Annotated in this window: 18 protein-coding genes; 8 read left to right on the top strand and 10 right to left on the bottom strand. The window is 70.8% G+C overall.

All coding sequences use genetic code 11. The features are described from left to right. Nucleotides 1–357: 357 nt before the first annotated feature. Nucleotides 358–591, bottom strand: coding sequence for a hypothetical protein (locus AAT21_RS24170; protein ID WP_046779095.1), 234 nt, complete (start codon nucleotides 589–591; stop codon nucleotides 358–360). 342 nt (nucleotides 592–933) lie between these two features. Between AAT21_RS24170 and AAT21_RS24175 the strand changes: the two genes are divergently transcribed. The 3 genes from AAT21_RS24175 (at nucleotide 934) to AAT21_RS24185 (ending at nucleotide 3,555) form a co-directional block, all read left to right on the top strand. Continuing rightward, nucleotides 934–2,145, top strand: coding sequence for a pyridoxal phosphate-dependent aminotransferase (locus AAT21_RS24175; protein ID WP_046779096.1), 1,212 nt, complete (start codon nucleotides 934–936; stop codon nucleotides 2,143–2,145). 124 nt (nucleotides 2,146–2,269) lie between these two features. Continuing rightward, entirely contained in the window at nucleotides 2,270–2,662 is a 393-nt protein-coding gene (locus AAT21_RS24180; protein ID WP_046779097.1) for an SCO4983 family protein, read from the top strand. A 242-nt stretch (nucleotides 2,663–2,904) separates the two neighbouring features. Next, complete coding sequence (locus AAT21_RS24185) at nucleotides 2,905–3,555, top strand: RDD family protein (RefSeq protein ID WP_046779098.1); 651 nt, start codon at nucleotides 2,905–2,907, stop codon at nucleotides 3,553–3,555. A 19-nt stretch (nucleotides 3,556–3,574) separates the two neighbouring features. Here the strand turns inward: AAT21_RS24185 and AAT21_RS34675 are convergent, their stop codons facing one another. After that, nucleotides 3,575–4,015 carry a hypothetical protein gene (locus AAT21_RS34675; protein ID WP_157879778.1) on the bottom strand — a complete coding sequence of 147 codons (441 nt, stop codon included), beginning with the start codon at nucleotides 4,013–4,015 and terminating at the stop codon, nucleotides 3,575–3,577. Nucleotides 4,016–4,159: 144 nt separating this feature from the next. On the opposite strand from AAT21_RS34675, the gene AAT21_RS24195 reads away from it, so the two are divergent. From AAT21_RS24195 to AAT21_RS24210, 4 genes are all read left to right on the top strand, one after another. Continuing rightward, entirely contained in the window at nucleotides 4,160–5,236 is a 1,077-nt protein-coding gene (locus AAT21_RS24195) for a substrate-binding domain-containing protein (protein ID WP_046779099.1), read from the top strand. A gap of 11 nt (nucleotides 5,237–5,247) precedes the next feature. Then, a complete protein-coding gene (locus AAT21_RS24200; protein ID WP_046779100.1) occupies nucleotides 5,248–6,435 on the top strand; it encodes a toxic anion resistance protein in 1,188 nt (395 codons plus the stop codon). A gap of 98 nt (nucleotides 6,436–6,533) precedes the next feature. Further along, on the top strand, nucleotides 6,534–8,099 hold the full coding sequence (locus AAT21_RS24205) for a substrate-binding and vWA domain-containing protein (RefSeq protein ID WP_046779408.1): 1,566 nt from the start codon (nucleotides 6,534–6,536) through the stop codon (nucleotides 8,097–8,099). Then, nucleotides 8,086–8,697 carry a hypothetical protein gene (locus AAT21_RS24210; protein ID WP_167350620.1) on the top strand — a complete coding sequence of 204 codons (612 nt, stop codon included), beginning with the start codon at nucleotides 8,086–8,088 and terminating at the stop codon, nucleotides 8,695–8,697. The genes AAT21_RS24205 and AAT21_RS24210 overlap by 14 nt, the downstream gene beginning before the upstream one ends. Nucleotides 8,698–8,881: 184 nt before the next feature. Here AAT21_RS24210 and AAT21_RS24215 read toward each other — a convergent pair whose 3' ends face one another. After that, complete coding sequence (locus AAT21_RS24215) at nucleotides 8,882–10,708, bottom strand: phosphoenolpyruvate carboxykinase (GTP) (protein ID WP_046779101.1); 1,827 nt, start codon at nucleotides 10,706–10,708, stop codon at nucleotides 8,882–8,884. A 220-nt stretch (nucleotides 10,709–10,928) separates the two neighbouring features. Between AAT21_RS24215 and trhA the strand changes: the two genes are divergently transcribed. Beyond that, nucleotides 10,929–11,657 carry a PAQR family membrane homeostasis protein TrhA gene (gene trhA, locus AAT21_RS24220; protein ID WP_046779410.1) on the top strand — a complete coding sequence of 243 codons (729 nt, stop codon included), beginning with the start codon at nucleotides 10,929–10,931 and terminating at the stop codon, nucleotides 11,655–11,657. Between the two features lie 63 nt (nucleotides 11,658–11,720). Here trhA and AAT21_RS24225 read toward each other — a convergent pair whose 3' ends face one another. From AAT21_RS24225 to AAT21_RS24255, 7 genes are all read right to left on the bottom strand, one after another. Further along, entirely contained in the window at nucleotides 11,721–14,135 is a 2,415-nt protein-coding gene (locus AAT21_RS24225; protein WP_235439206.1) for a galactose oxidase-like domain-containing protein, read from the bottom strand. A 40-nt stretch (nucleotides 14,136–14,175) separates the two neighbouring features. Beyond that, complete coding sequence (locus AAT21_RS24230; protein WP_079025929.1) at nucleotides 14,176–15,393, bottom strand: glycosyltransferase; 1,218 nt, start codon at nucleotides 15,391–15,393, stop codon at nucleotides 14,176–14,178. Nucleotides 15,394–15,399: 6 nt separating this feature from the next. Then, a complete protein-coding gene (locus AAT21_RS24235; RefSeq protein WP_046779103.1) occupies nucleotides 15,400–17,097 on the bottom strand; it encodes an ArnT family glycosyltransferase in 1,698 nt (565 codons plus the stop codon). Beyond that, nucleotides 17,094–18,410 carry a glycosyltransferase gene (locus tag AAT21_RS24240; protein ID WP_046779104.1) on the bottom strand — a complete coding sequence of 439 codons (1,317 nt, stop codon included), beginning with the start codon at nucleotides 18,408–18,410 and terminating at the stop codon, nucleotides 17,094–17,096. The genes AAT21_RS24235 and AAT21_RS24240 overlap by 4 nt, the downstream gene beginning before the upstream one ends. Nucleotides 18,411–18,661: 251 nt before the next feature. Further along, nucleotides 18,662–20,728: a thioredoxin domain-containing protein gene (locus AAT21_RS24245; RefSeq protein WP_046779105.1), complete on the bottom strand. Its 2,067-nt coding sequence runs from the start codon at nucleotides 20,726–20,728 to the stop codon at nucleotides 18,662–18,664. 561 nt (nucleotides 20,729–21,289) lie between these two features. After that, nucleotides 21,290–21,865 carry a helix-turn-helix transcriptional regulator gene (locus AAT21_RS34680; protein WP_157879779.1) on the bottom strand — a complete coding sequence of 192 codons (576 nt, stop codon included), beginning with the start codon at nucleotides 21,863–21,865 and terminating at the stop codon, nucleotides 21,290–21,292. Between the two features lie 694 nt (nucleotides 21,866–22,559). Then, the gene (locus AAT21_RS24255) at nucleotides 22,560–24,584 is read right to left on the bottom strand and encodes a HelD family protein (RefSeq protein ID WP_046779413.1); all 2,025 of its coding nucleotides are present in this window, start codon (nucleotides 24,582–24,584) and stop codon (nucleotides 22,560–22,562) included. Nucleotides 24,585–24,735: the final 151 nt, after the last annotated feature.

Consider the following 24,735-nt stretch of genomic DNA (forward strand, 5'->3'; position numbering starts at 1 on the left):
TCGCGAAGCGACGCGACGAAGGAGCGCCCTTGAGGGACCGGCCCGACACGGAGAGACGATGGGACTGACGGGAAACCCCCATACGCGTCACTGACCAAGGCCCGAGCAGCTCCCGCTCCCCCACCACCACCCCGTACCCGCCGGCTTCGCCCCGCACAGCCGCCGCCCCCGCACCACCGCTGCCTCGCCTCACACCCCCGCACCGCCCCCGCCACGCCTCCCCACTCCCGCCGCACCCCACCCCACCCCACCCGCAGCCACCGCCCCGGAGGGCGGGGCTGCGGGGGTGGGGCGCCGCCCGAGGGGACCCCCGTACCCCTCAGCCTCCCGGCCCCACCCCCGCAGCCGCCACGGCCCTCAGAGGTACTCGCGGGCGAACTCCACCGCCCACTCGATCGCGGCCACCGGGACGCTGCCCGCCGCGGGGTCGATGGTCAGGCGGGCGTCCTCCCAGCCCTGGCCGTGCTCGCGGAAGATCGCGAAGTGGCCCTCCTCCAGGGTCCCCTCCGGCCTGACCAGGAACTCGATCGCCCGGTCGTCGCCATCCGTGCCGACCGTGGTGATCGCCATGTCACCGACTACGAACTCCACTGCCCCGCGCTCCTTGGTTGCCGCCGTTCAGGCATCACTCGCCCTGGTTCAGAACCCCAGCCTCCACCGCGGACGGGGCGGCCGCATGAGTGCGCGTACTCAGCCCGGGTACTCAGTCACCCCGCGTCCCCAGCGACCCTCCTCAAGGTGACGAGGGCAACACACAGCAGTTTCGCGCCGCCGGGCTCACCCATTCCGCAGGTCGGAGCGCGGCCGCGGCCCCGGATTCCAAGGGAAGAGCGCACCCCCACCCGCCCATCCCGCCAAACGGGACAAAACCACCTTCGAGCCTCCCTGCGAAAACGTCGGTCGACCCAGCACCCGGGCCCGTAAGCTCCGGTCATGCAGGTGATCCAGTCAACGAAACTCGCCAATGTCTGTTACGAGATCCGCGGCCCCGTGCTCGAAGAGGCCATGCGACTCGAAGCAGCAGGTCATCGCATCCTCAAGCTCAACACGGGCAACCCCGCGGCCTTCGGCTTCGACTGCCCGCCGGAGATCCTCGAGGACATGCTCCGCAACCTGGGCTCCGCCCACGGATACGGCGACGCGAAGGGCCTGCTGTCCGCGCGCCGCGCGGTCATGCAGCACTACCAGACCAAGGGCATCGACCTGGACGTCGAGGACATCTACCTCGGCAACGGTGTCTCCGAGCTGATCACGATGTCGATGCAGGCGCTGCTCGACGACGGCGACGAGGTCCTGGTCCCGGCGCCGGACTACCCGCTGTGGACGGCCTCCGTCTCCCTGGCCGGCGGCACGGCCGTGCACTACCGCTGCGACGAGCAGTCCGACTGGATGCCGGATCTCGCCGACATCGAGCGCAAGGTCACCGACCGCACCAAGGCGATCGTGATCATCAACCCGAACAACCCGACCGGCGCCGTCTACGACGAGGAGATGCTGCGCGGTCTGACGGATATCGCGCGCCGTCACAACCTGATGGTCTGCTCGGACGAGATCTACGACCGGATCCTCTACGACGGCACCAAGCACTTCAACACCGCCGCCATCGCCCCGGACGTCCTGACGCTGACCTTCAACGGCCTGTCGAAGAACTACCGGGTCGCCGGCTACCGGGCCGGCTGGATGGCGGTGTGCGGCCCGAAGAGCCACGCCACCGACTACATCGAGGGCCTCACGATCCTCGCGAACATGCGCCTGTGCGCGAACATGCCCTCGCAGCACGCGGTGGCCACCGCGCTCGGCGGCCGGCAGTCCATCGAGGACCTGGTGCTGCCCGGCGGGCGGATCCTGGAGCAGCGCAACGTCGCCCACGACCTGCTGACCCAGATCCCGGGTGTCACCTGCGTGAAGCCGAAGGGCGCGCTGTACGCCTTCCCGAGGCTGGACCCGGCCGTCTACAAGATCAAGGACGACCGGCAGATGGTCCTGGACCTGCTGCGGGCCGAGAAGATCATGGTCGTGCACGGTACGGGCTTCAACTGGCCCGAGCCCGACCACTTCCGGATCGTGACCCTGCCCAACACCAAGGACCTGGCCGACGCCGTGACCCGGATCGGGAACTTCCTGGACGGCTACAGCCAGGCCTGAGGCGGTTCCGGACAAGATCCGGGCCGCCGGCCGGAGCGAACACACTCGGCCAACAACAGGATCAACTCAAAATTAGAACCAATCCAATGTAGGATGGTCTCCTGACTACGCAGGAGACCATCTCATGTACGAGCCGATCCGCACCAAGCCGGTCGTCCAGCGGATGGGCGGCACCACGGTCGACTACCCCCACAGCAGCCGCGGCGAAGCACTGGACATCCAGCTCGCCGGCCACCTCGCGGCCCTGCTCGCCGTCACCGACGAGCTCGGGCTCGACGAGGCCGCCGCCGGGATCGCCGCCCAGGTCGCCCGGCTGCGCGGGGCCCAGCCCGCCCGGGCGCCCCAGGGCCCCACGGGGGACGCCGCCGCGCTGCACCGGCGCGCGTACGACCTCGCGGCCCGCGCACTCCTCGTCGCCGCGTCCCGCGCCGACACCACCGTCGCGATCCTCGCCGCCGAGCGCATGGACGCGCACGCAGCCGCCCTGGAGTCCCTGGACCTGGCCGGCGCCCTCTAGACGGCCCCGGTCCGGGGCCGCGGAGGCTCCGGACCGGGCGCCATACCCTTGCGGACGACCCTGCGGACGACCCCTCCGGGGGCGCTCCGCCACTCGCCGTGCGGCCAATGAATTGGACAGATCCCGGCGCTCCGAACACGATGTTGGCTGAAACATCGCGGCAGCACGGGGGAGGCCGCTCGAATGAACCATCTCCTCCACTCCGCTTCGTCCCCGATCGAGCACCCTGGAGAGATGCGCCCATGAGCTTCGGCGATCCGAACAACCCCTACGGCCAGCAGCCCCCGCAGGGCCAGCCCGGCTACGGCCAGCAGGCCCCGCAGGGCGTCCCCCCGCAGTACGGCTACCCGCAGCAGCCGGCTCCGGGCGCGGCCCCGCAGTACGGCTACCCGCAGCAGACCCCGCCGCCCGCGCAGTACGGCGCGTACCCGCCCCCGGGCATGCCCGGGATGCCCGTCGGGATGCCGCCGCTGGCCCACTGGGGCCTGCGCGTCGGCGCGTACCTGCTCGACGTGCTGATCATCGCCGGCCCGATGTACGCGCTGATCGGCCTCGGCGCGGCCTTCGCCGGCGACGAGACGGGCGACTCGGTCGCCGGTGTCTTCGGCCTCATCGGCATGCTCTACGCCTTCGGCATGGCCATCTTCCAGCTGTACAAGGAAGGAACCACCGGCCAGAGCATCGGCAAGAAGATCGTCGGCATCAGCCTGCACCGCGAGGCCGACGGCGCCACGCTCGGCTTCGGCATGGCCTTCGTCCGCAAGCTGGCGCACGCCCTGGACAGCCTCTCCTGCTACCTCGGCTGGCTGTGGCCGCTGTGGGACTCCAAGAAGCAGACCTTCGCCGACAAGGTGTGCAGCACCGTCGTCGTCAAGGTGAACAGCAACGGCTGACGGGCCCCCGCCCCATCCGCTATGGAAGCCCCGGTGTCGGGGTCGGCTGCGCGAACTCCGCGCCGGCGACCCCGCACCAGGGCACCGTGGCCACCGGCCACACCGGGCCGACCGCCTCCCCGTACTCGGTCGCGCCCGGGGCCACGCCCGGGATCCGTACCAGCGCCTGGGCGGCCCGGCGCCCCGGGTCGGCTTCGGCGCGGTCGCGGAACTCCACCGTCACGACGTACGCGCCGACCCCTTCGGCCCGCCCGGCCGCCTCGACCGCGGCCACCACCCGCCGACTGGCCGGGTCGACACGGCAACCGGTGACCCGTACGTCCTCCGCCGCCGCCCGCGGCGGCGCCTGCTGCGGTTCACCGCCGCTCGCCCACACGTAAAGGCCCAGCGGGGCGAACACCAGCAGCCCGGCGACCGTCACCAGACCGACCAGCCAGCCCTGCCACTTCAACGCGCTCACGCCCATGCCCCCGATCCTCCCGGGCGGCCGCCCCGCCCACCAGCACCCGCGAACTCACACAGCATTTCGAAGTGGGACCGCCTGGACACCTGAGGTTCACTCAAGAGGGCGCGGAATGTGGGTTTCCGTGAGCACGCTGCACCCGTGAGACGCATCCTAGGAATCGTCCTGGGCCTCCTCCTGATCGGCGGCGTGCTCTACGTCGCACTGCAGGGGCAGGATCGCCCAGAATCCACGGCAACGAAGACCGTGCGTGGCGTCATCGGTTCGGAGAAGTCCGAATTCTTCCGCGACCCTGACGTCGTCAAGGCCCTTGCAGCCAAGGGCTACATCGTGAAGACGGAGACCTCGGGCTCCTGGGCGATGGACCAACTCGCCCTGAAGGAATTCGACTTCGCCTTCCCCGGCAGCAGTGAACCCGCCAAGGAGGTCGCGGCGGCCGCCGGGCTCAAGGGAGCCCAGGAGACCAGGCCCTTCTACTCCCCGCTCGTCGTGATCGCCCGCCCGGGCGCCGCGCAGGTGCTGGCCACCGGCGGCCTCGCCACCATGACCGGCAAGAACTCCGGGACCCTGCTGATGGGCCCCTTCCTCAAGGCCGCCGCCGAGGACCGCACCTGGCAGCAGCTGGCCGGCTCCTCCGCGCACGCCGAGCTGACCGGCACGGTGTTCGTCAAGACCACCGACCCGGCCTCCTCCAACTCCGGCGCGCTCTTCCTCGCCGCCACCTCCAACGTCGCGAACGGCAGCACCGTCGTCGCCGACGACGCCGGGATCGAGCGCACCGCGCCCCTGATGCGCAAGCTGATCTCCGTCCAGGGCGCCCTGGAGACCAGCACCGACGACCCCTTCCGGGCCTTCATCAGCGGCAGCGGCGAACCGCTGATCCTGGTGTACGAGTCCCAGGTCGCCTCGCTGCTGCTGCAGAAGCAGGACCCGGGCGAGATGGTGGTGCTCTACCCGGACACCACCGTGAACACGGCGCACACCTTCGTACCGCTCAGCGAGGACGCGAAGGAGCTGGGCACGCTCCTCGCCACCGATCCGAAGCTGCGGGAGCTGGCCGTGCTCCGCGGGTTCCGCCCGCAGGACGGCGTGGCCGAGTTCACCGCCGCGACCGCCCCGCACGCCGGCTACCTCAACCCGGGGCTGGCCGGCATCCGCCAGGTCGGCACACCCACCGTCAAGATCCTCATGGCGCTCGCCCAGCGCGCCAAGGGCTAGGGGGACCCACCATGACTTTGACACCTCCCGAGGACAGCCCGCTGGTCCTCAGCGCTCCCGAGCCCGTCGCCCCCGTCCGCAAGGAGCAGGCCGCCGGACTGGTACCGCTCCAGGACGGCGTCCGCGAGGAGATGGCCCGCCGGGCCGGCGAGTACGTCGGCTCGCTCGCCGGGATCGACGCCCGCTCACCCGAGTTCGCGCAGCGCATCGGGGAGATCACCACGCTCGGCTCGGCCGACGTCCGCAGCGCCGCCCAGCAGTCCAACCGGATGCTGGAGCGGGCCGTGCGTTCCCTCGGCTCCGACGGCGGCGGCGACGCCCAGGCGCGGGTCGCCGGCTCCCTGGTCGAACTGCGGCGCACGGTCGAGGACCTCGACCCGCGGGACTCTCCCGCCAAGGGGGCCCGCAAGCTGCTCGCGAAGCTGCCTGGCGGCAACCGGCTGCGCGACCACGTGGCGAAGTACGCCTCCTCGCAGACGGCCCTGAACCGGATCGTGGGGGCGCTGCGCAGCGGCCAGGACGAGCTGCGCCGCGACAATGCCGCCCTGCACACCGAGCGCTCCCGGCTGTGGGAGACCATGGGCAGGCTCCAGGAGTACGCCGTCCTCACCGAGGCCCTGGACATCGCCGTCGGGCAGCGGATCGCCGAGACCGGACGCACGGACCCGCAGGGGGCCGACGCGCTGCGCGCGGACGTGCTCTTCCCGGTCCGGCAGAAGCACCAGGACCTGCTGACGCAGCTGGCCGTGTGCGCCCAGGGGTATCTGGCGATGGACGTGGTCCGGCGCAACAACGACGAGCTGATCAAGGGTGTCGACCGGGCGGCCACGACCACCGTGTCGGCGCTGCGGATCGCGGTGATGCTGGCGTCGGCCCTGGACAGCCAGCGGAAGGTGACCGAGCAGGTGAACGCGTTGAAGGGGACCACCGAGGAGCTGATCCGGGGCAACGCGGACATGCTGGCCACGCAGAGCGGCGAGATCCAGCGGATCGCGGCCGATCCGGCGGTGGGCGCGGAGACCCTGCGGACGGCCTTCGCCCAGATCTACCGGACGCTGGACGCGATCGACACCTTCAAGGTGCAGGCGACGGAGAACATGGCAGCGACGGTGGAGTCCCTCGCCGGTGAGCTGCAGAGCGCGTCGGCGTACCTGGCGCGGACACGGACCGCCGGCGCCTCCGAGGGTGGTGCCCTGTGAGCGCGGCCGGGCGGGTACGGGCGGCGGCGCAGGCTGCGCCCCGGCCCCCGCGCCCGCGCCGCCGGCGGGTACGGACGGCCCTCGCGCTCACCCTCGCCGTGCTCACGGCGGCGACGGCCTGCACCTCCGGCGAGCCCGCCGGGCCCGCGGAGACGGCCTACCAGGAGGGCACGCTGCGGGTGCTGGCCTCCAGCGAGCTCGCGGACATGGAGCCGGTCCTGGAGCAGGCCCGCAAGGCGACCGGCGTCACCGTGAAGCTGACGTGGTCGGGGACGCTGGACGCCGCCGAGCAGGTCGCCTCGGGGCAGGCCGACGGCCGGTACGACGCGATCTGGCTGTCCTCCAACGACTACCTGCGGCTGCGGCCCGAAGCCGCCGGGAAGCTCTCCAGCGAGACCCCGGTGATGTCCTCGCCGGTCGCCCTCGGTGTGAAGCCGGAGGCGCTGGCCCGGCTCGGCTGGAAGCCCGGTGAGGTGACCTGGCCGGCGGTGCACGAGGCGGTCGCGGCCGGGAGGCTGACGTACGGGATGACCGATCCGGTGCGCTCGAACTCCGGTTTCTCGGCGCTGGTCTCGGTGGCCTCGGGGCTGTCGGGGGCGCAGGCGGCGCTCAGCGACGCGGACGTGAAGGCCGCCACGCCGCGGCTGAAGGAGTTCTTCACCGGGCAGAAGCTGACGTCGGGTTCCTCGGGCTGGCTGGCGACCGCGTACGGCAGGCGTGGGGACGTGGACGCGCTGGTGAACTACGAGTCGGTACTGCTGTCCATGAACCGTGACGCGAAGGACGGCGGGGCGCCGCTGACGGTGGTCCGGCCGCGCGACGGGGTGGTGACGGCCCACTACCCGCTGACCTTGCTGGCCTCGGCCCCGGCCGGGGCGCGTGACGCGGGCCGGGCGCTGACGGACTGGCTGCGCGGCCCGGAGGCGCAGCGGGCGATCACCGGGCAGACGTTCCGCCGGCCGGTCGCGGCCGGGGTCGCGCCGGCCGCCGGGCTGGACCAGGAGAAGCGGCGCGAGCTGCCGTTCCCCGGTTCGCGTGTCGTCGCCGACGGGCTGCTGGCCAGTTACGAGAACGAGCTGCGCCGGCCCTCGCGGACGGTGTACGTGCTGGACACCTCGGGTTCGATGAGCGACGAGGACCGCATCGGGCGGCTGAGGTCGGCGCTCACCGATCTGACGGGTACCGGGACTTCGGGCACCGGGCGGCGTTTCCGGGACCGTGAGGAGGTGACGCTCCTGCCCTTCGGGTCGAAGGTGAAGGAGGTGAACACGCACGTGGTGGAGCCCGGCAATCCGGGGCCGGCGCTGGACGCGATCCGCCGGGACGTGAAGTCGCTGGAGCCGGACGGGGGTACGGCGATCTACGGCAGCCTGGAGGCGGCGTACGAGCAGCTCGGCAAGGGCGGCACGGATGCCTTCACCTCGATCGTGCTGATGACGGACGGCGAGAACACCGAGGGCGTGGGGGCGAAGCACTTCGACTCCTTCTACGCGAAGCTGCCCGAGGCGCAGAAGCGGACGCCGGTCTTCGCCGTGCTGTTCGGCGATTCGGACCGCAAGGAGCTCACCCGCATCACCGAGCTGACCGGCGGGCGGCTCTTCGACGCCACCGGCGGGACCAGTGCGCTGGCCGGAGCCTTCGAGGAGATCCGTGGCTACCAGTAGGGCGACCGGGGTCCTGAGGTACCTGGAGTCGCGGAAGAACCTGGCCGGCTCCGCCTGCGGCGTGGCCGGGCTGGCCCTCACCCTGGCCGGGGTGGCCGGTGCGTACTGGCCGGTGGTGGTCGCCGGGCTGTACGGGGCGGGTGCGCTGATCGCCCCGCCGGAGCGGACGGCGCCGCCGCCCTTCGATCCGCGGGAGGAGCTCGGCGTGCTGCGCGAGGACTTCGGGCGGCTGCGGGGGTACGTCGACGGGGTGGAGCTGCCGCCGGGGGCCGGGGAGGTGCTCGCGGAGCTGCTGGAGCTGTACGGGGCGCTGCTGGAGCCGGGGTGGGTGGCCGAGGTGCTGGCCGCCGACCCGGAGGCGGTGCATGCGGTGTCGCGTGGGGTCCGCCGGGACGTGCCGGAGAGCGTGGACGCCTACAACCGGACGCGCTGGTGGAGCCGGATGGCGCCGGGTGGCGAGTCTCCGGAGCGGCATCTGGAGCGGCAGCTGGGGCTGCTGCGCGAGGAGGCGCGACGCGTAACGGCGGGCCTCCACGAGGTGGAGGCCCGCCGTCAGCAGACGCACACGACCTACCTGGAGGAGCGCGAACGCTCCTGACCGGGCAGGTCGGTGCTGCGGTGGGCGCCGCTTGGTCGGGGGCTCCCACAGCGGTGGGACGCCGCTTGGTCGGGGGCTCCCACGTTCATCGGCCCTTGTTCAGGGCGTGCCCTTGCTCAGGGCGTGCCCTTGCTCAGGGCGTGCCCTTGCTCAGGGCGTGCCCTTCTTCAGGGCGTGTCCCGGCTCAGCCCAGGCGCTCCACGAGGGCGTGGTACTGGTCCCACAGCTCCTTGGGGGTGTGGTCGCCGTAGGTGCCCAGGTGCTCGGGGACCAGGGCGGCCTCCTCGCGCCAGACCTCCTTGTCGACGGTGAGGAGGAAGTCGAGGTCCTCGGCCGGAAGGTCGAGGCCGTCGAGGTCGAGGGAGTCCTTGGTCGGCAGGATGCCGATGGGGGTCTCGACGCCTTCGGCGGTGCCGTCGAGGCGGCCGACGATCCACTTCAGGACGCGGCTGTTCTCGCCGAAGCCGGGCCACACGAACTTGCCCGCGTCGTTCTTGCGGAACCAGTTCACGTAGTAGATCTTCGGGAGCTTGGCGGCGTCTGCGGAGGCGCCGACCTTGACCCAGTGGGCCATGTAGTCGCCCATGTTGTAGCCGCAGAACGGCAGCATGGCGAAGGGGTCGCGGCGCAGCTCGCCGACCTTGCCCTCGGCGGCGGCGGTCTTCTCGGAGGCGATGTTCGAGCCGATGAAGACGCCGTGGTTCCAGTCGAAGGACTCGGTGACCAGCGGCACGGCGGAGGCGCGGCGGCCGCCGAAGAGGATCGCGGAGATCGGGACGCCCTTGGGGTCCTCCCACTCGGGGGCGATCGTCGGGCACTGGGAGGCCGGGACGGCGAAGCGGGCGTTGGGGTGGGCGGCCGGGGTCTCGGACTCCGGGGTCCAGTCGTTGCCCTTCCAGTCGGTCAGGTGGGCGGGCGCCTCTTCGGTCATGCCCTCCCACCAGACGTCGCCGTCGTCGGTGAGCGCGACGTTGGTGAAGACGGTGTTGGCGTACATGGTCTTCATGGCGTTGGCGTTGGTGTGCTCGCCGGTGCCGGGGGCGACGCCGAAGAAGCCGGCCTCGGGGTTGATCGCGTAGAGGCGGCCGTCCTCGCCGAAGCGCATCCAGGCGATGTCGTCGCCGATGGTCTCGACCGTCCAGCCGGGGATCGTGGGCTCCAGCATGGCGAGGTTGGTCTTGCCACAGGCGGACGGGAACGCGGCGGCAACGTACTTCGTCTCGCCCTCGCCGGCCGGCGGGGTGAGCTTGAGGATCAGCATGTGCTCGGCGAGCCAGCCCTCGTCGCGGGCCATGACGGACGCGATGCGCAGGGCGTAGCACTTCTTGCCGAGGAGGGCGTTGCCGCCGTAGCCGGATCCGTAGGACCAGATCTCGCGGGTCTCGGGGAAGTGCGAGATGTACTTGGTGGTGTTGCAGGGCCACGGCACGTCGGCCTCGCCCTCGGCGAGCGGAGCGCCGAGGGTGTGGACGGCCTTGACGAAGAACCCGTCGGTGCCGAGCTCGTCGAGGACGGGCTTGCCCATGCGGGTCATGGTGCGCATGGCGACGGCGACGTAGGCGGAGTCGGTGATCTCGACGCCGATCGCGGAGAGCTCGGAGCCGAGGGGGCCCATGCAGAACGGGACGACGTACATCGTCCGGCCCTTCATGGAGCCGCGGAAGATGCCCTTCTCGCCGGCGAAGATGTCCTTCATCTCCGCCGGGGCCTTCCAGTGGTTGGTCGGGCCCGCGTCCTCCTCCTTCTCGGAGCAGATGTAGGTCCGGTCCTCGACACGCGCGACGTCGGAGGGGTCGGAGGCGGCGTAGTAGGAGTTCGGGCGCTTCGTCTCGTCGAGCTTCTTGAACGTTCCCTTGGCGACGAGCTCCTCGCACAGGCGCTCGTACTCGCCCTCGGAGCCGTCGCACCAGACGACGCGGTCCGGCTGGGTGAGGGCTGCGATCTCGTCCACCCAGGAGATCAGCTCCTGGTGGGTCGTCGGGACGGTGGGAGCCGCGTTGTCGCGCGCCACGATTGCTCCTTGTTGAGGGGTTTGTTTGGTGTAGGCCCCGTGGGGGCTGCGACCCGGACGCTTCGCGCTCCGCTCATCCGGTGTCGACCGCACTCATCTGATCATCCGGTGGATGTGCGCATATGTCCAGAGGGCCTCTCACGTGAGCATTGCCACGTCCGTCAATCTTCCGTAAAGAGGAAGAGCGGAAACCTACGGACCCGTAGGTAGCATGGCGCGCATGACTTCTGACGCCGCCGCCCCCGCCCCCGAGGCCGCCGCGGCCTCCGAGGCCTCCCCGGTCGTCGAGGCCGCGGAAGCCGTCGAGTCCGCAATCGAGGCCAAACCGCTGCTGCGCGGCTGGCTCCATCTCGGCATGTTCCCCGCCGTGATCGTCGCCGGCCTCGCGCTGATGGCCTTCACCGACTCGACCCGGGCCCGCGTCGCCTGCGGGATCTACATCCTCACCGCCTGCCTGCTCTTCGGCGTCAGCGCGGTCTACCACCGCGGGACCTGGGGCCCGCGCGGCGAAGCCATCCTGCGACGGCTCGACCACGCCAACATCTTCCTGATCATCGCGGGCACCTACACCCCGCTGACCGTCCTGCTGCTCCCGCCCTCCACCGGCCGGACCCTGCTGTGGGCGGTGTGGATCGCGGCCGCGGCCGGCATCGCCTTCCGCGTCTTCTGGGTCGGCGCCCCGCGCTGGCTCTACACCCCCTGTTACATCGCCATGGGCTGGGCCGCCGTCTTCTTCCTCCCCGACTTCATGCGCACCGGCGGCATCGCCGTCCTGGTCCTCGTGATCGTCGGCGGCCTCCTCTACAGCGCCGGCGGGGTCATCTACGGCATGAAGCGGCCCAACCCCTCGCCCCGCTTCTTCGGCTTCCACGAGGTCTTCCACTCCCTGACCCTGGCCGCCTTCATCGCCCACTACGTCGGCATCTCGCTGGCCGCCTACCAGCACTGATCCGCGGAGAAGGGGCCCGTCCGCACGCTCGCGGCCGGGCCCCTTCCCCGTGTGCCGGCGCGTTCAGCAGGCGTATCCGTCGCCGTCCGGGTCCAGCCGCAGCGGATCACTGCCGTTGACCTTCAGGCGCTTCGGGTACCGGTGGGAGGCCAGCCACTCGCAGCGGGCCTTCGTCGTGGCCTTCACCTCGGCCGGGAACCGGGTCGGCACGCACACGTTGGCCGTGCCGTAGTGCCGGTCGCAGCCCGCCACACTCGGCGCGACCGGGACCGAGTCCCGCTTCGCCGGATTCTTCTTCGCCGGCCCCAGCGCGTCCGCGAAGGTGTGCTCGTGCGCGGACGGCTGCTCCTGGGCGGCGGCCAGGGCCGGCGCACCGCCCAGGTGCACCCATGTAGCGATCGACGGGACGCCGTTCGCGTCGACCGCGAAGAGCATGTACCAGCCGGGCGGCGCCAGGTTGGGGTTGCTCGTGACGTTCAGGTCGATGGTGGTGCCGTCCACCGTCATCGGCAGGTCCACGAACCGCTGGTTCGGGTCCGAGGAGTGCGTCACCGCCGCCGGACGGATCAGCTCCGCCTTGGCGACCGGCCGGTCGACGGTGATCCGCTGCGTGTCCCCGTACACCCACTGCGTGTCGATCACCGAGGTGATCCGCGGGCGGGCGCCCTTGAACAGGTACGGCGGCGAGTAGACCGACACGTTGTGGTTGTAGGTGCCGTTGCCCGGGTTGTCGCCCACCGACATGACCCGCCCGTCGGGCATCAGGAACGACGCCGAGTGGTAGGTCCTCGGGATCGGGTCGGTCGCCAGACCCGCCTGGTAGCTGTTGGTGGCCGGGTCGAAGAAGGAGGCCTCGAAGACCGGGTCGGCCCGGTCGTGCAGCCCGCCGCCCGTCTCCAGCACCTTGCCGTCCGGCAACAGCACCGCCGAGACGTACATCTTGCCCTCGGCGCCGGTCTGCGGCCGCTTCCCGGTGCCGGTGTCCACCAGGCCCTGGGGCAGGTCCGGGCCGGCCGTGTAGGCCGGGCTCGGCTGCTTCAGGTCGATGATGTCGGTGATCCGGTTCGCCGCCGGGTTGCGCTCGTTGTTGCCACCGCCGATCGTCAGGACCCGCTGGTCCTGGGCCGGGGGCAGCAGCACGCTCGCCGACTCGTCCCGCTCGTCCTTGTTGCGCAGCCCCGGCACGTCGGTGATGGTGTTGGCGTCGTAGTCGTAGATCGACGCGCCCGTGCCCGGGGTGCCGTTGCCGAAGGTGTGGCTGCCCGAGTAGAAGAGCCGCCCGTCCTGCATCAGGATCATCGACGGGTACAGGCCCCAGTACGACCAGGTCTGGTTGACCTCGTTCATCGGCAGCCACTTGTTCTGCGCCGCCGAGAACTTCTCCGCGGTCACATTGCCCGTCGAGTCCTCCTTCAGCCCGCCGAAGGAGATCACATCACCGTTGCCGAGGATCGTCGCCGACGGGTACCAGTGCCCGCCGTTCATGTCGTTGGTCCTCGTGTACGTCTCGGTGACCGGGTCGAAGGTGTACGAGTCCCTCAGCCCCTGGTAGCCGATCTTCCCGTCGGCCGACGGATAGCCCTTGTTCCCGCTCATCACCAGCACCCGGCCGTCCGACAGCTGCACATGACCCGAGCAGAACATGTCGACCGGCGTCGGGATCGTCCTGAACGACCCGTTCGCCGGGTCGTAGACGGCGGAGGTGAAGGTGCCCGCGTTGAACTGCGCGATGTCGTTGCCCGAGCCCGCGATCAGCAGCACCTTGCCGTTCTTCAGGACGACCGCGTGCATCGAACGCACCGGGTTCTGCGCCGGGATCACCTGCCACCTGCCCTTGGCGCACTCCTCCGCCGTGCCCGAACAGACCGGCTGCGGCGGGACCGCACCCACCTCCTCCAGCGCGTAGTCGTCCGTGGTGAGCGTGCCCACCCCGTACACCGACAGGCCCCAGGCGATCTTGTCCGTGTTGGGCGGAACCACCGGCGTACGGACCTCCGTACGCGCCCAGCCGGCACTGACGGGCGGATTCTGCAGGTCCGTCCAGTACTGCCAGCCCGACGTCGTGTCGCGGCGGAACACCGTCACCGACACGTCCGGGGTGTTGGACTTGTACCAGGCCGACAGGTCGTACTGCCGGCCCGGCGTGACCGTCGGCGCGCACGTGGTGTTCTCGGTGACCAGCGCCTTGCGGTCACCGTCCACCCGACGGGTCAGGGACACCCGCATCGCCTTCGTGCCGCTGCGCGCGTCGGACACGGTCGCGAAGGTGAAGTCGTTGTCGCCCCAGCCGGACTTCGACCAGCAGGACGGCATGTCGGAGCCGGGGGTACCGGCGGTCTCGAAACCGGGATTGGACAGCAGATTGGGCGGACCGGCCGTCGCCTGCTGCGGTGCGGTGAGCAGCAGACCCGTGGTCATCGCCCCGACGGCGAGCAGTGCGGCTCGCCGCCCCGCCCTCCGCCGGAAGGTCGGACGCATGGAAAGGTTCCTTTCTGTGCGGCTCGATCTGTGGTGCGGCTCAACTCCTGGTGTGGCGCCCCGGCTCGGCCGGGGACGTACGGCGCGGCAGATAGACCAGGGCCTCGGTGGCCGCGAACCGCAGCACGAAGGTGGTCACCAGCGCGAGCGCGGTCGCGGGCAGCACCCCCATCCCCAGCTCGGCGACGAACACCGCGATCAGCGGGATCCGCAGCAGCAGATCGGCGTTGGCGAGCAGTGCGAACCGGCCCACCCGGTCCGCCCAGTGCCGGTGCCTGCGCCGCTCACGGAAGAGCAGGACCTCGATGAGGACGAAGTTCCACAGCACCCCCGCCTGGTTCGCGACGATCTCCGCCGGCAGGTAGTGCATCCCCGCGCCGGTGAGCAGCCACAGCGCCACCAGGTTCGGCACGAAACCGGTGAGACCGATCAGCCCGAAGCCGATCACGCGCGCGAGCGGGGCCGCGGACCGCAGCGAGGCGAGGTGCACCAGGAACCGCAGGCCCTCACGGGCCGTGGACTTCGACTCCCCCGCGAAGCGCTCCTGGAAGACGAACGGCACCTCCGCCACCGGCGCCGGACGGCAGCGCACCGCCAGCTCCAGCAGGATCTTGTAGCCGAGCGGTCTCAGTGCCCCGTCGGCCACCGCCGAGCGGCGCATCGCGAAGAACCCGCTCATCGGATCGCTGATCCCGCGCAGCGCACGCGGGAAGAGTCCCTTGGCCAGCCACGTCGCAGCGCGCGACACCGCGACGCGGTAGCTCCCGGCGAGCCCGGCCCGGCTGCCGCCGCTGACGTAGCGGGAGGCGACCACGAGATCGGCACCGGTGCGCTCGCCCTCGCCGACGAGCTCCGGAACCAGGTGCGGCGGATGCTGCAGGTCGGCGTCCATCACGACGATCCAGTCGCTGTCCGCCCGCCGGATCCCCTCGACGACCGCCCCGCCGAGGCCGCCCTCGGCCACCTCCCGGTGCAGCACCGACACCGGGAAGGGGTGGTCGGCTGCGGTCTTCTCGACGACGGCGGGGGTGTCGTCCGTGGAGTCGTCCACGAACAGCACCTGGCACGGCAGGTCACCGGGGAGCGCCCGGCCGAGCCTGCGCAGCAACTCGGCCACGTTCCCCGCCTCGTTGAAGGTCGGGATGATCAGAGTGACGCTGCCGGCCGCACCGGGTGGAGCGCCTCGCTCCGCACCGACCGGGACCACGGGCGCTACTGGGGCTACCGGAGCTCCGGGGGAACACAGATCCTCGCTCATGGCGGCTCAGCTCCCGCTCTCAGGGTCGGTGCGGCCTGTATCGGTGCGGCGGATCTCGATGCGGTCCTCGCCCGAACCGAAGACGGCCACCACGGTCGAATGCTCCAGCGCCGCCTTCACCGTGGGCAGGTCCGCCGCGTCACGGCGCACCGTGGGCGAGGACACCACGTAGTCGATGTCCCGCCAGCCGCCCGGCAGGGTCCTGGTGACGGCAGGGTCCAGGTCGGCCTTGTAGAACCAGATGGCGCCCGGCCCCGGCTTGAAGCCGTGGTGCACGGCGTCCAGCCAGAGCGCGTCGTCGAGCAGCACCCGAGTGCCCGCCGGATCGGCGACCTCACGGCCCAGCCACGCCGCGGCCTGCCGGTACGGGGCGTTCGCGTCGACCGTGAGCGCGGTGCGGTTCCCCTCGTACCAGCGCGGCAGCACGTACACCGCGGCCGACACGGCCAGTACACCGAGCACCGCCCGGCGCACCCACAGCCCCGGTCCCCGCCGGCCCGCGGCGCGGTGGCGGCGCAGTACGGCGTGCGTGACGCTGGCCGCGCCGCCCGCCAGAACCAGGGCGAAAAACGGCAGCGCCTGGATCACGTACATCGCCGGCAGGTAGCCGGAGGGCCGCATCGCGACCACGGCGAGGATGACGGCGGCGAGTGCCGGGCCGGCCAGCGCGCGGGCGGTGACCGACCAGCGGACGGTGACGATCAGCAGGACGGCGCCGGCCAGGCCGCCGAGCGGGAGGACGGTGTCGTAGTACAGCCAGGACCTGAACACGCCGTTCGAGCCGGAGCCCGGCGTGAGGATGAAGCCGGACCCCTCGCGGCCCATCTGGTAGGTGATGGCGTCGATGAGCGAGACATGGCCGGAGCCGGGCAGCAGCTCGCCGTTGAGCAGGGCGTAGAGCGGGTACGACAGGCCGATCAGCGCACAGGCGGTCACGGCACCGGTGACGGCGAACTTCCGGGTGTCGCGGTGGCTGTGCCGCCACATCGTCACCAGCAGCGCCGGGAGCACCACCAGCATCGTCTCTTTGGTGAGGACTGCGGTGGCGGCCGCCAGCCCGGAGGCGAAGTGGTGCCACAGGTGACGCCTGGGCGACGCGGCGAGGCAGAACGCCAGCAGCATCCACATCACCGCGAGGTTGTCGAGGAAGATCTCCCGCTGCAGGACCACGGACAGCGGGGAGAGCCCGAACAGCGCCATCGCGAGCCCGGCCGCCCAGCGCGGCAGCCACAGCCGGCGCGCCAGCACGTACAGCAGCACCGAGGAGGCGGCGGACACCGCGAGCATCGAGAACCGCATCGGTGCGACGGTCATCCACTCCGGGACGAGCAGCGACGGCAGGTACGTCAGGGCCGCCACCTGGATCCAGCCGAGCGGCGGATGGTCGTACCAGTACGTGTAGTGAGCCAGGCCCGCGCCCTGCTGGACGGCCCAGGCCTGGGCGAGGTAGGTGCCCTCGTCGTCGCTCAGGGTCGGAAAGTTCGTGATGTTCCAGCCCTGGACGGCGAGGATCACGAGGAGCAGGGCCCCGCACAGCAGCAGGTCGGGGCGGGAGGAGCGGAAGCGCACGAGCGGGCGGACGGGCGCGGCCGGCCGGCGGCCGAGCCCGCCGGCCTCGGTGGGCCGGGCGGGGACGGCCGGGGTCTCGGTCCCGGGTCCGGTTCCGGGTCCGGGGGCAGTGGCCGTGGGCAGGGTGGCGGTCACGGGCGGCTGTCCTCTCGGATCGCGGCGGAGGAGGCGGATGCGGGTGCGGATGCGGGTGCGGAGGCCGCCGGGACGGTCGTCAGATGGGCGCCGGTGTGGCTGGTCAGCTCCCACTCGTTGCGGCCGCGCTGCTCGCGCCAGACGGCACGGATCGCGGCGCCCGCGAGCATCACCTGGTAGAACGGGCCGCCGAGGACGAGCTTGACGTAGTGCACGAAGCGCACGCGCAGGCCGTACTGCCGGCCGAAGTCGTGCAGGCCGACGATCTCGAAGACGAAGGTCACCATCGCCGTGATCATGGGAAGGAAGGTGATGATCGCGATACCCACCGGTACCTCGAGGAAGACCGCGACGGCGAAGTTGACCGGGATGATCACACCCGAGGCGGCCTGCATGAACGGCGTCATCAGCGTGTAGCGGGCGAGCCAGCGCTGGCCCCGGCCGGGCAGCTGCCGCCAGTCCTTCTTCCGGTACACCTGGAGGAACCCCTGGTTCCAGCGGGTGCGCTGCTTGAGCAGGCTCACCAGCGAGCCGGGCGTCTCCTCACGGGTCACCATGTCGGAGTCGTAGGCGACGACGACCTTCTTGCCGACCGACGACAGCCGCACCCCGAGGTCGCAGTCCTCGGCCAGGCAGTTCTGGTCCCAGCCGCCCGCCTCGCGCAGCACCTCGGTGCGGACGAAGACGGTGTTGCCGCCCAGCGGGATGAAGCCCTTCTCGGCATGCAGGTGGAGCCGGGAGCGGAACCAGAAGAAGTACTCCAGGCAGTTGCGCAGGCTGTACCAGCTGGAGTGGAAGTTGATCAGCTGGACCCCGCCCTGGACCACGTCGGCTCCGGTGGCACGGAAGGCGTGGTCGACGTGGGCCAGCAGCTCGGGATGGACCTGGTCCTCGGCGTCGAAGACCCCGACGATGTCGCCGCGGCAGGACGGCAGGGCCGTGTTGAGGGCCTTCGGCTTGTTCTTCGTCTCGTGGTGGTCGACGACGACCCGCACCCGGGCCGGCTCGCGGGCCGCGGCCCGCTCGGCGACGGCCGTGGTCTCGGGGTCGTCGTGCCCGACGATCACGATGATCTCGTAGTCGGTGTGGCTCGATTCCAGCAGCCGGTCGATGGTGTGCTCCAGCACCGCCTGCTCGTGGCGGGCCGGCAACAGCAGCGAGAAGGCCAGGCGCCCCTCCCCGTCGGGACGGTCGAAGCGCGTGGAGGCGAGCGTCTCGGGGGTCCGCCACGCGTGCATCTGCCACCAGAGCGTGAACGCGGCCATCCAGAAGAGCGCCAGTGAAATCACAGCAATGAACACAGACGTGTACAAAAGGCCCCCCACAGACCCGCCGCCCCCCAGGCGGCGATCAGAAAACCCCCCGGAGACTCGCGGCAGGCCCCCCGGCCCGCCGCCGCCCCGCTTCCCCACTTCCCCCCGGACGCACCCCCCAGCGCGCCGTCTCGGTGGATCCCGAAGACATGAGACTAGGCAGTGAACATGACATCCAGCCTCAGTGTCGATGAAGTGCGCGTTTCAGAATCGACATATCCACAAACGGAATTGGCGGCACTCCAGGCACTTCAGGGACGAACCGCACCCAACTGCTCCCCCAGCTCGACCGGGTCCGTCGTAGGCCGCGCGCAGACGAAATGTCGACACACATACGCCGCCGGAAGGTCGCGCACGAGTGTGCGCTCGGCCAGAAGCGGGAACTCCCCCTCGCCCCCGCCCTCCGCCGGCTGCGGCAGACCGACCGCCACCACCGCACCGGGAGCCGTCCCCAGCAACGCCGCCCGGTGCAGCGCCGCCCGCGCCGGATCCTCCGGATGCCCGACCACCGCCACCTCACGCGGCCCGTCCAGCAGCGCCTCGGCGACCGACAGTCCGTGCCCGATGAAACGCGGCACGCGCGGACCCAGCGCGGCCACCACCCCCAGCGCCCGCTCCGCCGCCGTACGGTGCGCCTCGGACCCGGTGTGCGCCGCGTACGAGAGCAGCGCGCCCGCGGCGGCCGTCCACCCGGAGGGCGCGGCCGTGTCGGTCGGATCCTGCGGCCGCCGGATCAGCTTCTCCGCATCGTGCGCCGTGTCGTACAGCGACCCGTCCTCGGCGGTGAACCGGTCCAGGACCAGGTCCACCAGGAACCCGGCGAACTCCAGCCAGACCCCCTCACCGGTGACCGACGCCAGCGCGAGGAAGCCCTCCGCGACATCGCCGTAGTCCTCCAGCACCCCGGCGTTGGCGCCCACATGGCCGTCCTTGCTGGTCCGCGCGAGCCGCGGGGCCCGGCCGGCGGCCGCGTCGAAGTGCACCCGCACCAGCAGGTCGGCGGCCTCGGTCGCCCGCTCCACCAGGTCGGGCCGCTCGAAGTACGCCCCGCACTCGGCCAGCGCGGCGATCGCCAGACCGTTCCACGCGGCGACGACCTTGTCGTCCCGCCCGGGCGCCGGCCGCTCCGCCCGCGCGGCCAGCAGCCGCGCCCTGATCCCGGCGATCCGCTCCGCGTCCACCGCCGGCCCGTCCTGCGGCAGCTGGAGCACCGACGCGCCGTGCTCGAAGGTCCCCTCCTCCGTCACCCCGAAGTACCCGGCGGCGAGCTCCCCGTCGCCCTCCCCCAGCACCTCCCGCAGCTGCGCGGGCGTCCAGGCGTAGTACGCGCCCTCCACGTGCTTCCCGGTCAGCGGATCCTCGCTGTCGGCGTCGAGGGCCGAGGCGAAGCCGCCCTCGGCGGTCCGCAGCTCCCGGACCATGAAGTCGGCGGTCTCCAGCGCGACCCGCCGCGCCAGCTCCGAACCGGTGGCCCGCCACAGGTGGGCGTAGACCCGGCAGAGCAGGGCGTTGTCATAGAGCATCTTCTCGAAGTGCGGGACCACCCACTCCCGGTCCACGGAGTACCGCGCGAAGCCGCCGCCGAGCTGGTCGTAGATTCCGCCGCGGGCCATCGCCTCACAGGTGTCGGCGGCCATCTGCAGCGCACCCTCGGACCCGGTGCGCGCGTGGTGGCGCAGCAGGAACTCCAGCACCATGGACGGCGGGAACTTCGGCGCCCCGCCGAACCCACCGCGCGTGGCGTCGTATTCGCGGGTCAGCCCGAGCAGCGCCTGCGCGAGCTCCTCCGGCCCCGGGGTCCCGGCCTTCCCGTAGTCCAGCTGCCGCCCGGCCAGGTCCCGCACGATCTTCTGCGCGACCTCGGCGACCTCGTCGGGCCGCCCCACCCAGGCGGCCCGTACGCCTTCGAGCACCTGCGTGAAGGAGGGCATCCCGTGGCGGGGCTCGGGCGGGAAGTAGGTCCCGAAGTAGAACGGCTCGGCGTCCGCCGTGAGGAACACGGTCATGGGCCACCCACCCTGCCCGGTGGCGGCCTGCACGGCCTCCATGTAGACGGCGTCGACGTCGGGCCGCTCTTCCCGGTCCACCTTGATGTTGACGAAGTGTTCGTTCATGTAGGTGGCGGTCGGTTCGTCTTCGAACGACTCGTGCGCCATGACATGGCACCAGTGGCAGGCGGAGTATCCGACCGACAGCAGCACGGGTACGTTGCGCCGTCGCGCTTCCTCGAACGCCTCGGGCTCCCACGGCCACCAGTCGACCGGGTTGTCAGCATGCTGAAGCAGATACGGCGAGGTCACACCAGCCAACCGGTTCATACGGCTCAGCCTCTCACAGCACCTCGCACGACCGGCGAAACCCTCACCGGCGCGACCTCGTCCTGGTGCCGGCCCGTCGTCCGGCGCCTGCTCGCGCTCGCTCCACTCGGGCCAGTCGGCACCCGAAGGCGAACCCGTGGGCCGGTATCGAGTCCAGCGAAGGTCAACTCCTACGGCATACGGACGAGTTGACCGAAGCGGAAGGGCGGCGGGGCGCAAACGGGATCAGCGGCGAAAGACCCGCCGGGTCGGAGGATGAAATCCCGAACAAAATCACAGAACACTGCGCGCCGCATTCACCCCAATTCAGGTGCGACCGGAAATGGGGCGGAGAGAGGAGGCAGAAATTCAGGACTGCAATTCACGGAATCAAGGGCCGGGGCATTCACGTACACCCCGGCCCCTTTCCGAATTTGTCCGTCAGTAGGCGGCAGGCTGCGGCCGAGGGCGGACAGCATGCCCCACAGCGCGGCCCGTCGCATTCTCGACCACGCCCCGGGGCAGCCCAGTGATGCCCACACCGCCCATCCGCAGGCCAATCGTCGCCAATTGGTCGACACCTCACATATCGAGGAGCCCCGACTCGATGGCCCGAACAACCGCCAGAGTCCGATTCGGACAGTTGAGCTTGGCCAAAATGATGCCGACCGTGCGCTTGACCCCGTGTTCGGAGACGCTCAGCGATCGGGCGACCTGTCGATTGCTCTGCCCCTCGGCGACGAGACGCAGGACCTGTTGTTCACGTGCCGTGAGTGCAATCATCGACGCGCGCTTCGAGGTGGCGTCGCCACCGGACTGGTCGGGCGCCGCCACGGAGCGCCGCGCCAGGGTCGCCGACATGTGAAACCGCCCGGCCCGCACGTCGACGATCGCTTCGCGCAGGGTCTCGGGGCGCAGATACGCCCAGTCCAGGAAGCCGTTCGCATGATCGACCCAGGATTGCTCGACGACGTCTTCGGAGTCCATCAGGATCAGTACGCGCGTGTTCTGAACCCGCAGCTTTTCAGCCATCTCGCGTGGCACGGACCCCAGCGCGCTGCTGTCCGAAATGACCAGCCGGCTGTTGCTCGGCGTGGAGAGATCTGCGACATCCGTGATGGATTGCACTGTCAACTGGATGTCGAGCGAACGAAGCATTCCCTCGATACTGTACCGGCGAATGTCGTCTTGGATTATCAGCGCTATATCGGCCTGCAACGGGGGTCGTCCAGCCTGCCGCGAAGCATGTATTCCAGGTATATCAGGCGTCAAGTAGTCTATCCGACTGCTGTATTTTTCGTGATTTCCGTCGACTGAAATAGATTGCCACGTTAACCTACTCTTAAGGCTACTCATATCAGCGATCCCCCGTGACCCATATCACTGTTCCCCCGTTTTCCCACGTTGCAATCCGGAACGTGCGATCCATGATAGATGAGCATGGCACGGATCGACGGGAACTGTCCACCCCGGACCAGTCGGCGAGGGTGCGCCGCCGGTGGACGGGGGGAATAGGAAGAGGTGCCTGCTGACCTGCGACGGCGGGAGTTCCTACGCTTCCGCCGCGCTCGTCCGACAAGGCACCTCTGAAGTGAAAGTTTTGCGCAGGACCGCTGAACTGTTTGCCTCGTTCGCGACCGGGCCGCACGGGCGGCGGGGCCGACCGTCGAGGCGGCCGAGGCCTCGGGGGTGGTCACCAAGGTGCAACTGCCGGGAGGGAATGCCGTATTGGCGTCCCGGCGCCGGTCGACGCGCACACGCGCCTCGGCATCTCCCGGGCGTGGGGCGAAGGCGCCGCCGTCGTGGCGGACGGAGCCGGTGCGCCCGCGGCGGCGCCGCGGGCGCCGAGCCGTCAGGCGGGCCGGACGGTGATGGTGCAGAGACGCTTGGTGGCCCGGGTCAGGGCAACGTACAGGTCCTTTTCCCCACCTGGGCGGCTCGTGATGATTTCCTCGGGGTCCATGACGACGACCCCGTCGAATTCGAGGCCGCGTGCTTCGGACGCCGGCACGATGCGTGCGTGGTCGGCGATGCCCTGGGCCGTCAGCTCGCTCACCCTGGTGTCCGCGCAGACCACTCCCAGCAGCTCGCCCGGGTGCGCGGTGCTCTGGGACCGCAGTTCCCGCACGACGGCGGCGACCAACTCGTCCGGAGGCGTGGTCACGGTGCGGGGGGTCTCACCGCTTCGCAGTGACCGTGTGGGCTTCTGGTCCGGATCGATCCGCGCGAGCAGGTCCCGGACGCTTTCCAGGATCTCCTGCGTCGTGCGGTAGCTGACGGTCAGGTCGTGCAGCTTGAACCGCGGTCCGACGTGGGGGCTCAGTGCTTCCTTCCAGTCGCGTGCCGTCGCGACCGGCCCCGCCTGGGCGAAGTCGCCCACCAGCGTCATCGCCCTCGACGGGCAGCGGCGGACGATCATCCGCCACTGCATCGCGGTCAGTTCCTGCGCCTCGTCGACGACGACGTGCCCGTACGTCCGCTCGGGGGGGCCGTCGACCAGGCTCGCCGCCTCGTCCAGCAACGGCAGGTCGGCATCGGTCCACGGGTCTTCCTGACCGCTCAGCAGCAGGGACCGCTCCTGCGCGGTGAGGCGGGGCAGGTGCTCGGCGAGAGCGTCGGTGTTCGTCAGGAGCGCCTTCACGAGGTCGCCGGGTACCAGCCGGGGCCACAACGCCTCGACCGCTGCGTCGACGGCGGCGTCGTCGAGCAGATCGGCCCGGATGGCGTCCAGGTCCAGCTCGTGGGCCGGACCCGGGTCGGCCGCCCCTTCGACACGGCGCTGGGCGGCTCCCGTGAACCGGTCGAGGTTGAGGCCCGTCATCCTTTCGGCATCGGCGTCGATCTGCTCCAGGAGGTCGCCCATGTCTCGTTGCATCGTGTCGGTGACGGCGTCGACCAAGAGCTCCTTGAACACCTGGCGCGCGGGGTTGTGCCCCGCCACGGCTCCCACAGCGGCGTCGCGCGCCCTGGCGACCTCCTCGCCGGAGAGGTGAACCAGTTCCCCGACCCGCACGGTGAAGTCACCGGCGGGGGCCTGGTGGACGCGCAGCAGGCCGGCCAAGGCGCCGGCGAGGTCGGAACTGCCCTTGAGGCGCGCCGTATCGAACGGGCCCACCGTGTCCGCGGACACCCCGGCCAGTTCCCGGCAGGTGGTCAGAACGACGTCGTTCTCTCCGAGCGAGGGGAGGACCTGGGAGATGTAGTCGATGAACCGAGAGTTCGGGCCCACCACCAGGACGCCCTCCTCCGCGGCACGCGGGAACGCGTACAGGACATAGGCCGCCCGGTGCAGGGCGACCACCGTCTTGCCGGTGCCGGGCCCGCCCTGCACCACGGTCACCCCGCGGTGGGCGGAGCGGACGATCTCGTCCTGCTCTGCCTGCAGCGTCGCGACGGCCGCGTGCATCCTGCCCGTGCGCCGCGCCGACAGGGCCTCGGTCAACGGGCCGTCCCCCACGACGTCTTCGTCGGTCGGGGCGGTCCCGTCCAGCAGTTCGTCGCTCACCGAGACGACGGTGCGGTCCTCCAGTCGCAGGTGTCGGCGACGCCGCAGGCCCATCGGGTGGACCGGTGTCGCCTCGTAGAAGGGCCGTGCCGCGTTGGCGCGCCAGTCGACGAGCAGGGGCAGGTCGTCCTCCTCCGTGTGCAGTCCGATCCGCCCGATGCGCAGGGCCGTGCCGTCCGTCCAGTCGATGCGCCCGAAGACCAGCCCCTTTTCGGCGCCCTCCAGTCGGCCGATCTCCTTGGCCAGACGTTCGGCGGCGAGGTCCCTCTCGTACGCCTCACGGGCGCTGTCCGCCGGGGCCTTCAGCACACTCGCTCGATGTGCTCGCGCATCGGAGAGCCGCTCGGTGAGCAGCGTGTACAGGGAGGACACGTAGGCACGCTCCGATTCGAGCGCACGCACGGCGGGATCGCTGGTCTTCGACAACAGGGGTCTCCTTCGGTTCGAGCCGCACGAGCGACGGAGGGGCGAGCCCGCCCCGGGAGTCGGCGATGGTGTGCCGCTCCCGGGAAAGGGGGGAAGG

It is taken from the genome of Streptomyces yangpuensis (assembly GCF_001005295.1).
GTDB classification, from domain to species: Bacteria; Actinomycetota; Actinomycetes; order Streptomycetales; family Streptomycetaceae; genus Streptomyces; species Streptomyces yangpuensis.